The sequence below is a fragment of the Dokdonella sp. genome (genome assembly GCF_049593775.1).
Taxonomy (GTDB): Bacteria; Pseudomonadota; Gammaproteobacteria; order Xanthomonadales; family Rhodanobacteraceae; genus Dokdonella.
Map to the genome: position 1 here is coordinate 1 of NZ_JBAWHJ010000066.1, position 10,817 is coordinate 10,817.

Annotated in this window: 4 protein-coding genes; 3 read left to right on the forward strand and 1 reads right to left on the reverse strand. The window is 60.9% G+C overall.

Translation table 11 applies throughout. The annotated features are described in order from the left end of the window. A partial coding sequence (locus WBP53_RS02400) for an aconitate hydratase (RefSeq protein ID WP_423925568.1) occupies window positions 1-1,747 on the reverse strand: 1,747 nt, incomplete at its 3' end. 324 nt (window positions 1,748-2,071) lie between these two features. Between WBP53_RS02400 and acnB the strand changes: the two genes are divergently transcribed. From acnB to WBP53_RS02415, 3 genes are all read left to right on the forward strand, one after another. Then, complete coding sequence (gene acnB / locus WBP53_RS02405; RefSeq protein ID WP_423925570.1) at window positions 2,072-4,657, forward strand: bifunctional aconitate hydratase 2/2-methylisocitrate dehydratase; 2,586 nt, start codon at window positions 2,072-2,074, stop codon at window positions 4,655-4,657. 363 nt (window positions 4,658-5,020) lie between these two features. Next, window positions 5,021-7,921 (forward strand): sensor domain-containing phosphodiesterase, encoded by a 2,901-nt coding sequence (locus WBP53_RS02410; protein ID WP_423925572.1) that lies wholly within the window; start codon window positions 5,021-5,023, stop codon window positions 7,919-7,921. A 129-nt stretch (window positions 7,922-8,050) separates the two neighbouring features. Next, on the forward strand, window positions 8,051-10,817 hold a 2,767-nt coding region (locus WBP53_RS02415; RefSeq protein ID WP_423925574.1), incomplete at its 3' end, for a methylmalonyl-CoA mutase family protein.

Below are 10,817 nucleotides of genomic sequence, written 5' to 3' on the forward strand. Positions count from 1 at the left end.
TGTCGATGGTGCCGGCGAGCGCGTAGGCAACCACCAATGGTGGCGATGCCAGGTAGTTCATTTTCACCTCCGGATGCACGCGGCCCTCGAAGTTTCGATTTCCGGATAGCACCGAGGCTACGGCGAGGTCGCCTTCCGCAATTTCCTTGCTGATTTCCGCAGGCAGGGGACCCGAGTTTCCGATGCAGCTCGTGCAGCCGTAGCCGACGATGTAGAAGCCGACCTTTTCGAGTTCGCGCAACAGCCCGGTCTTCTTCAGGTAGTCAGTAACGACCAGCGACCCCGGTCCGATGGATGGCTTGACCCAGGGTTGGGAATTCAATCCGAGTGCCGCCGCCTTCTTGGCCAGCAGGCCGGCTGCCAGCATTACGGCAGGATTGGATGTGTTGGTGCACGAAGTAATCGCTGCGATGACGACTGCACCATCCCGCAGTGGTGCCTTGGGTACGTGCGGCCCTGTTCCGCAGGCGCTTGCGTCATGTCCCACTGCAGTCGATCCGCCTTCACCTTCGAATCGACTGACCGAAATTTCCCGCGGCTTGCGTCCGACGGTAAGCCCGGCCAGTGCCGCCTCGAAACTTTGCTGCATGTCGCCAAGCAGGACCCGGTCCTGGGGGCGCTTGGGTCCTGCCAGCGAGGGCCGGACCTCCGCCAGGTCAAGTTCCATGGTTGAGCTGAATTCGGCTTGTGGAGTGTCGTCGTCGTGCCAGAGCTGCTGAGCCTTGGCGTAGGCCTCGACCAGGGCAATTTGTTCCTCGCTGCGGCCTGACAGGCGCAGGTAGTTGATCGATTCGGCGTCAACCGGAAAGATGCCGCAGGTCGCGCCGTATTCGGGCGACATGTTGGCGATGGTGGCGCGATCGGCGAGCGGCAGATGCTTGAGTCCGCTTCCGAAGAACTCGACGAATTTTCCAACGACGCCGTGCTTGCGCAACATCTGGGTCACCGTCAGCACCAGGTCGGTTGCAGTCACGCCCTCGCTGAGCTTGCCAACGAGTTTGAAACCGACGACTTGCGGAATCAGCATCGACGATGGCTGCCCCAGCATGGCTGCCTCGGCCTCGATGCCGCCGACGCCCCAACCCAACACGCCGAGCCCGTTGATCATTGTCGTATGCGAGTCGGTGCCGAACACGGTATCGGGAAACGCCCAGTCGGCGCCGTCCTTTTTCGCTGTCATCACTACCCGGGCCAGATGCTCGAGGTTGACCTGATGAACGATGCCGGTGCGCGGCGGAACCACCTTGAAGTTGTTGAATGCCTTCTGGCCCCAGCGCAGGAAGGCGTAGCGTTCCTGATTGCGCTCGAACTCGATCTCGACGTTCTCATCCAGCGAGTTCACCGAGCCGAATGAATCCACCTGAACGGAGTGATCGATGACCAGTTCAGCCGGCGCCAGCGGATTGATCAGGGTTGGATCGCCGCCCAGGGCGACCATGGCGTCTCGCATGGCGGCGAGATCGACCACGCAGGGCACGCCGGTGAAGTCCTGCAACAGCACTCGGGCCGGCATGAACGAAATTTCCGTCGACGATTCATCCTTCGCCTGCCAGTTGGCCACTGCGGAGATCTGCTTGTCAGTCACATCCACGCCATCCTCGTGGCGCAAGAGGTTCTCAAGCAGGATCTTCATCGAGTACGGCAGCCGGGTCAGATTGAACTGCTTGCCGAGCTTGGTCAGGCTCGCGTACCGGTACGTCCTGCCATTGATCTCTAGCGTGTCGTGGGTCGAAAAGCTGTCACTCATGGCGATTCTCCTGGCAGGAACGGGGCATGCAAGGCCGGAAGGCTCCCGGCATTTTCTATCCTAGCGCGAAGCGCACGCCGGATGATTGCGGCCAGATGAATATTGGCCCGATCCGTAGCGCTTGCAAGCGTATCGCGCGACCGTGTTGCCGGCGGTTTCATTGCGGGCAAACGGCGAAAAACGCTATTATGAACGGCTACCTTGCGCACTTGGTCGACATCCAGCCGCTGCCCGCAAGGCTTCGCTCCGAACAACCGGACACCCTGTGCAGTGATGGGTCGCACCACGCCGCACGCCACGTCAACGTAACAGGAAAGAACGTTCATGCTCTCGACCTATCGCCAACATGTCTCTGAGCGCGCCGCGCTGGGTATTCCTCCGCTTCCGCTGTCGGCGCAGCAGACTGCCGAAGTCATTGAATTGCTCAAGGCGCCCGCACCGGGGGATTCTGAATTCCTGCTCGACCTGATCACCAACCGGGTCCCGGCTGGTGTCGATGATGCGGCCAAGGTCAAGGCATCCTGGTTGGCTGCGCTGGCTTTCGGCACCGAGTCATGCGCCCTGATATCCGCCGAGCGCGCCACCGAGCTGCTCGGCACCATGCTGGGCGGGTTCAACATCCATCCGCTGGTCGAATTGCTCGATCACGCCAGCCTGGCCCCGATTGCGGCAGAAGCGCTCAAGAAAACCCTGTTGATGTTTGACGCATTCCACGACGTCAAGGAAAAAGCGGACAAGGGCAACGTGCACGCTCGCGAAGTCGTGCAGAGCTGGGCGGATGCCGAATGGTTCACGAGCCGCCCCGAATTGCCGGAGTCGCTGACCATCACCGTGTTCAAGGTTAGTGGCGAGACCAACACCGATGATCTGTCACCGGCGCCGGATGCAACGACGCGCCCGGACATCCCGCTGCACGCGCTTGCCATGCTCAAGAACAAGCGCGAAGGCATTACGCCCGAAGAAGACGGCAAGCGTGGGCCGGTCGCATTCATCGAATCCCTCAAGGCGAAGGGCCACCTGGTGGCCTATGTCGGTGATGTCGTCGGTACCGGCAGCAGCCGCAAGTCGGCGACCAACTCCGTGCTCTGGTTCACCGGCGAAGACATCCCCTTCATTCCGAACAAGCGTTTCGGCGGCGTATGCCTGGGCAACAAGATTGCACCGATCTTCTACAACACGATGGAAGATGCCGGCGCGCTGCCGATCGAACTCGACGTCAGCCAGATGAACATGGGCGATGTGATCGAGCTCCGCCCGTATGAAGGAAAAGCTCTCAAGGACGGCGAAGTGGTCGCCGAATTCAAGGTCAAGTCCGACGTGCTGTTCGACGAAGTACGAGCTGGCGGACGCATTCCCCTCATTATCGGACGCGGCTTGACCACAAGGGCGCGCGAAGCGCTGGGTCTTGCTGCATCGGACTTGTTCCGCCTGCCCGAAAATCCGCCCGGCAGCAGCAGGGGCTTTACCCTCGCGCAGAAGATGGTCGGTCGCGCCTGCGGTCTTGGCGAAGGGCAGGGCATCCGCCCCGGCACCTACTGCGAGCCGCGCATGACATCCGTCGGTTCACAGGACACGACCGGCCCGATGACGCGTGACGAGCTCAAGGATCTGGCCTGCCTGGGTTTCAGCGCAGATCTGGTCATGCAGTCGTTCTGCCATACCGCGGCCTACCCGAAGCCGGTTGATGTGGCCATGCACCACGACCTGCCGGAATTCATCAGCACGCGCGGCGGCATTCCGCTGCGTCCTGGTGACGGCATCATTCATTCCTGGCTCAATCGCATGCTCCTGCCCGATACCGTGGGTACTGGCGGCGATTCGCACACACGCTTCCCGATCGGAATCTCGTTCCCGGCCGGCTCCGGCCTGGTCGCGTTTGCAGCCGCCACTGGCGTCATGCCACTGGACATGCCGGAATCGGTGCTCGTGCGCTTCAAGGGCAGCTTGCAGCCTGGTGTCACCCTGCGCGATCTGGTCAACGCCATCCCGCTGTACGCGATCAAGGCCGGCCTGCTGACGGTCGAAAAGAAGGGCAAGAAGAACATCTTCTCCGGTCGCATCCTCGAAATCGAAGGCTTGCCGGATCTCAAGGTCGAGCAGGCGTTCGAGCTGTCCGACGCATCCGCAGAGCGATCGGCAGCCGGTTGCACGGTGCATCTCGACAAGGCACCCATCATCGAATACATCACCAGCAATATCGTCATGCTGAAGTGGATGATTGCGCAGGGCTACAAGGATGTTCGCAGCATCAGCCGACGCATCCAGGCCATGCAGGCCTGGCTGGCCGATCCCAAGCTGATGTCGGCGGATGCCGATGCGGAGTACGCCGCGGTGATCGAAATCGATCTCGCCGACGTGCATGAGCCGATCGTGGCTTGCCCGAATGACCCGGACGACGTGAAAACGCTGTCCGACGTTTCCGGCGAGGTGATCGACGAAGTGTTCATCGGCTCCTGCATGACCAACATCGGCCACTTCAGGGCAGCGTCGCGCCTGCTGGAAGGCAAGCGCGATATCCCCACCAAGCTCTGGGTTGCGCCACCCACCAAGATGGACGCCGCCGAGCTCACCAAGGAAGGTCACTACGGCACGTTCGGCACCGCTGGTGCGCGCATGGAAATGCCGGGTTGTTCGCTTTGCATGGGCAACCAGGCCCAGGTTCGCGAAGGCGCCACGGTGTTCTCCACGAGCACCCGCAACTTCCCGAACAGGCTGGGCAAGAATGCCAATGTCTACCTGGGATCGGCCGAGCTCGCGGCGATCTGCTCCCGTCTCGGTCGCATTCCGACCAAGGCCGAGTACATGTCCGACATGGGTGTCCTCGATGCGGATAGCGGGAAGATCTATCGCTACATGAACTTCGACCAGATTCAAGAGTTCACTGACGCGGCCGATTCCGTAACGGTCTGAGATCCATTCAGCCAATCGCCTGTCAGGGGCATGTCGACCGGTGGGCAACCACCGGGCGATCCGGCTGATTCAATCGGTCGCAGGTGACAATGTTTACTAGGAAACTCTGCCGGCTCGTTTCCGCCTTGCCCGCGGCAGGTGAGTGGCTCTGTGCAAGTTACTGATTCAACTGAATATTGTCTGACAGGCCGGAGATGGGCGCTACGCGTGAAAGTGTTGATCAGTTTCACTCAAGGTGACGCTGTGCCATGCAGTTCGCAGCGGTTTGTCCTAAAGTAGTGAGTCTGAATCGTCTCGTCGTGGTTTTCGTGAGGCGCAGTAATCAAGTTGGACCTCACAAACCCGGGAGGCGGGTCAGTTTCAATGTCGAGCACGCCGAATAGTCGCGATAGCGAGATTTCCCTGACGACCAGCCGGTCGTTTAGCGGTCGCCTGCTGCGCGTGAACGATCTGAATTCGCTGGGCGTGCTGGTGCGCCACGAGGCCCGCGAGCGGTTTGGCATCCAGTCGATGAGTCTCTCGTGGAATACCGAGCGAACGCATGTGGATGGTCGCAGCGAATCGAGTGGAAGTTCACCCCAGCGCCAACCCGACGAATCGGAAAATACCCGGCACGTTCTGCTGAATGCGCCGAACGGCATGCTGGCGGAATTGACCTGGGTGGCGGATACGCGCCGCTCTGCAGCCTCGGGGGCTGACTGGGATCAGTTCCTGGCCGATATCGGCCAGAAGGCATGCAATCTTCTTGAACGGGAATCCCTGGCCCATTCGATTCGCCGGCTGGAGCGCGCCGAGCATGTTCAGCGTGCCTTGTTTGCGATCGCAAACATGGCCAGCTCGGATCTTGAAATGCCCGAAATGCTTCGGGGCATCCACAAGATCATCGGCGAGTTGATGTATGCGGAAAATTTCTTCATCGCGCTGTACGAGCCTGAACGCGACAGCCTGCGTTTCCTGCATTTCGTTGACAGCGTCGATCAGGATACCTTCAGCCCGGACTGGGAGTTCACTGCCAGCGACCTGCCCAACAGCCTGACTCTGGCGATGATTCGCAGCGGCGAATCCCAGATGGGCCCCTCCGAGCAGGTGCGCGAGGCAATGGGCATCATGCGTGATGACACCCTTGGCCCCGAATCCGAGGACTGGCTTGGCGTTCCGATGAACGGTGCGGCCGGAATCCGGGGCGCCATCGTCGTGCAGAGCTACATCAGGGATACACGCTACTCCGAAGAAGATCGCGCACTGCTGACCTACGTTGCCCAGCACGTTCTGACCGCGCTGGAACGCAAACAGGCCAAGACCGATCTCGAGACACGCGTAGCCGAGCGTACCCAGGCACTGGCCAAGGCCATTGACGAATTGCAGCAGGAAGTCTCGGAGCGCAAGCGTGGCGAACGGCTCCAGCGCGCCCTGTTCGGCATTGCCGAATGTGCTGCCGAAGCCGAATCGATGGGCGATTTCTATGCCAGCGTGCACGGCATTCTCGGCGAACTGCTGAACGCGCGGAACTTCTACATCGCGCTGGTCACCGAGGACGGCCAGGAACTGGAATTTCCGTACTCGGTCGATGAAATCAATCCGGTCCGGCCACGCCGGCCCATGCTGAACGGCATGACGGAATATGTGCTCGGCACCGGCCGCGCCTTGCTGGCCAACCGTGCCGCCATCGATGCACTGGTGGGTTCGGGCAAGGTGGAGCGCTTCGGTACCCGGGCCTGCTACTGGTTGGGCGTACCGCTGGACTGCAGTGACAAGACCGTCGGTGTGCTCGCCGTGCAGAGCTACTCTGCGGACGCGCCATTCAACGATCGCGATCAGGAATTGCTCACCTTCGTTGCCTACCATATTGCCAACGGCCTCGAGCGCAAGCGGGCCCAGGAATCCCTGGTCCACGACAATGTGGTTCTTGAAGCGCGGGTCGAAGAGCGCACGCGTGCACTCGCTCATGCCAATACGGATCTGGTCGCCCAGATCAAGGAACGCGAGCGCATCGAGGCGCGACTTACCCACGAAGCCTTTCATGATGCGCTGACCGGGTTGCCGAACCGGGCCTTGTTGCTTCAGCGGCTTGGTACCGCGCTCTCGCGCTATATCGAAGATCCCACCCGCAACTACGCCGTATTGTTTCTCGATCTGGATCGCTTCAAGGTGGTCAACGACAGCGTCGGGCATCTGGTGGGCGATGAAATGCTCAAGCAGGCGGCACTGCGCCTGGCTGCCGCCTGCGCACCGTTCATGGTGGCGCGACTGGGCGGTGATGAATTCGCCGTGCTGGTCGATGACCTGCCTGATCCGTCCGTCGCCGTTTCGGTGGCCGAGAAATTGCTGCGTGGACTCGACGAACCCATTCGCGTCGCGAACAAGGAAATGTTCACTTCGGCAAGCATCGGCATTGCCTATTCCGATACCCACTACACGCGCGCCGAAGAATTGCTGCGTGATGCGGATACCGCGATGTACAGGGCCAAGGCCCAGGGCCGCCAGCGCCATGAAATCTTCGATGAGCGCCTGCGTGCCGAAGCCATGCAGGCACTGGATCTCGAAGGAGACCTGCGCCATGCCTTGGTGCGTCACGAGTTCGAGCCACATTTCCAGTCGATCGTGAGCCTGCACGATGGCAAAGTGCTGGGCTACGAAGCGCTGCTGCGCTGGAATCATCCGACGCGCGGAATCCTGCTTCCCGCAGATTTCCTGGCCGCAGCGGAAGAGAACGGCTGCATCGAGCAGATCGACTGGCAGATGTTTGCCATGGCCTGCGAGCGAGCCCATCGCCTGCCGGAATCCACGTATGTGTCCATCAACGTTTCCGCGCGCCGGCTGCGTGTACCTGATTTCGATGAAATAGCCCTGCGCACCATTACCGGCAGCGGACTCCAGCCCGCTCGGGTGCGGCTTGAAGTGACCGAAGGCGCGCTGCTCGATCAACCGGAACAGATGCGCAGCATCCTGCTGCGATTGCGCCAGGCAGGCGTCCTGGTCCAGCTCGATGACTTCGGCACCGGCTATTCATCGCTGAGCTACCTGCACAAGTTTCCCATCCACTCGCTCAAGATCGATCGTTCCTTCGTGACCGATCTTTCCGCCGACAGCAGCAGCCGGGCAGTTGTCCGCGCGATCATTGCCCTCGCGGCATCGCTGGATGTCGAAGTAATTGGCGAAGGCGTAGAAACCGAAGAGCAACGCGACATGCTGATTGATCTGGGCTGCACGATCGGACAGGGTTTCCTGTTTTCCCAGCCGGAATTGATCGACTCGATCAGCTGATCCCCGGCGTCCCGCGCAGATCCCACCTCTGCTCAGGTTGCGGCCATTTTGGGCCGCAGCGTGCAAACCTGCGTGTTTTGCGGGCGACGCGGTAGAATTGCGATCCCCCGCAATTAGCCGGTTGCCGCCATGAGTACGACTGCCCAGAGCCTGCCCGCCAGCGAAACGACCACGGAGCGCTCGCCGCTGCGTTTTGTCACCGCTGCAAGCCTGTTTGATGGCCACGACGCCGCGATCAACATCATGCGCCGCCTGATCCAGGCCCAGGGCGCGGAAGTGGTTCACCTTGGCCATAATCGGGCCGTCGAAGATGTCGTCCGCGCAGCGCTGCAGGAAGATGCCGACGCCATCGCGCTTTCGTCCTACCAGGGCGGCCATGTCGAGTACTTCAAGTACATGATCGACATGCTCAAGGAGCGCGGGGCCGGGCATATCCGCGTCTTTGGCGGTGGTGGCGGCACCATCACCCCCGAAGAGATCCGCGAACTGCAAGCCTACGGCGTCGAACGCATCTACCACCCGAATGACGGCATGCACCTTGGCCTCGTTGCGATGATCGAGGATGTGGTGGCGCGCGCAGAGCAAGCGCGAGATTCGGAATTCGGGATTAGGGATTCGAAGAACGCCGCAAGCGCCGAGGTTGCGGATATTGATGACGAAATATCTGTTGGCCGTGTGCTTACGGCCATTGAAAACGGCGATTACAGCGAAGCCGAACTGGCCAGGTTGCGTAAGCAATGGGCAGCGCCGCGCTCCGACGAATCCCAAATCTCCAATATCGAATCCCACCGGCGCGGAGCGCCGGTAGTCGGCATCACTGGCACCGGCGGCGCTGGAAAATCCAGCGTGGTCGATGAGTTGCTGCTGCGCTTCCTGCACGCATTCCCGGACATGCGCATCGCCGTGCTCGCGGTCGATCCGACGCGTCGCCGATCAGGTGGTGCCTTGCTCGGTGATCGCATTCGCATGAATGCGCTGCGCAGCCATCGCGTGTTCATGCGCTCGATGGCAACCCGTCGCCAGCATGCGGCGACCAGCATCGTGCTCAAGGATTGCGTCAGTTTCCTCAAAGGGCAGGCCTACGATCTGGTGATCGTCGAGACGGCTGGTATCGGCCAGTCCGATTCCGAAATCGTCGATCTTGTCGATTTCCCGATGTACGTGATGACCAGCGACTACGGCGCGGCGAGTCAGCTCGAAAAGATCGACATGATCGATTTTGCCGAGTTGATCGTGCTCAACAAGTTCGACAAACGCGGCGCGGAAGATGCGTTGCGCGACGTGCGCAAGCAGTGGAAGCGCAATCGCGTGAAGTTCCAGATGCCCGATGACGAAGTGCCGGTCTACCCGACCATCGCCAGCCAGTTCAACGATCCCGGCATCACCTGGATGTTCACCAACCTGTGTCGCCTGTTGCGCGAAAAGCTCCATGTCGGCAGCGAAGGCGCGCTGGACTGGAAGCCGAATCTCGATACCTCGCTGAAGGAGCCGCGTGCGACCGTGCTTATCCCCGGCGCACGCGTGCGCTACCTCGCCGAGATCGCCGAGCAGGGCAGGGGCATCAACGGCCAGATCGAGAAGCAATCGGAAATCGCCGACCGCGCCCAGTCACTCTGGGCCGCACTCAAGGAACTCGAAGATCCCGATCTCCCCGCTGTTCTCGGTCTGTACGACGCCGATCACCTTCTCCCGCAGGGAGAAGGCAAGGTTGCCGACCGCAGCCTTCTCACCCTCCGCCAGCGCTACAACGACGCCATCCAGTCGTTCAGTGCCGATTCGCTGCGCCTGCTGCGTGGCTGGCCGCAGCGCCTCAAGTCGATCACCGACGAGTTCACCGAATACGAAGTGCGCGGCAAGGTAATCAAGGTCGAGAACTACAGCGAATCGCTGTCGCACCAGAAGATTCCGAAGATCGCCGCGCCCACCTACAAGTCCTGGGGCGAACTGCTGGTGTTCCTGCAGAAGGAAAACCTGCCGGGCAGCTATCCCTACACGGGCGGTGTCTATCCGTACCGCCGTACCGGTGAAGATCCCATCCGCATGTTCGCCGGCGAAGGTACGCCGGAACGCACCAACCGCCGCTTCCATTACCTCAGTGTCGGTCAGCCGGCAGCGCGTCTGTCGACCGCATTCGATTCGGTCACACTGTACGGCGAGGATCCCGCTCCGCGTCCCGACATCTACGGCAAGATCGGCAACTCCGGCGTCAACGTGCCCACGCTGGATGACATGAAGAAGCTCTACTCGGGCTTCAACCTGTGCGCGCCGACTACATCGGTATCGATGACGATCAACGGCCCGGCGCCGATCATCCTGTCGATGTTCATGAACACCGCAATCGATCAGCAGATCGAGCTGTACCTCAAGGAAGACGACAAGCGCTGGGCGGAAGCCGAGAAGAAGATCGCGAAATTCTTCGAAGGCCGCGAACGCCCGGTGTACTTCGGCGAACTGCCACCGACCAACGATGGCCTGGGTCTCGGCCTGCTCGGTATCAGCGGCGACCAACTGGTCGATGCCAAAACCTATGCGCGCATCAAGTCCGACACCCTGCGCTCGGTGCGCGGCACGGTGCAGGCCGATATTCTCAAGGAAGATCAGGCCCAGAACACCTGCATCTTCTCGACCGAATTCGCCCTGCGCATGATGGGTGACATCCAGCAGTACTTCGTCAACCAGAAGGTGCGCAACTTCTATTCGGTTTCGATTTCCGGATACCACATCGCCGAAGCCGGCGCGAACCCGATCAGCCAGTTGGCCTTCACCCTGAGCAACGGCTTCACCATCGTGGAGTACTACCTCGCTCGCGGCATGAGCATCGATGATTTCGCGCCGAACCTGAGCTTCTTCTTCTCCAACGGCATGGATCCGGAATACACCGTGATCGGCCGTGTCG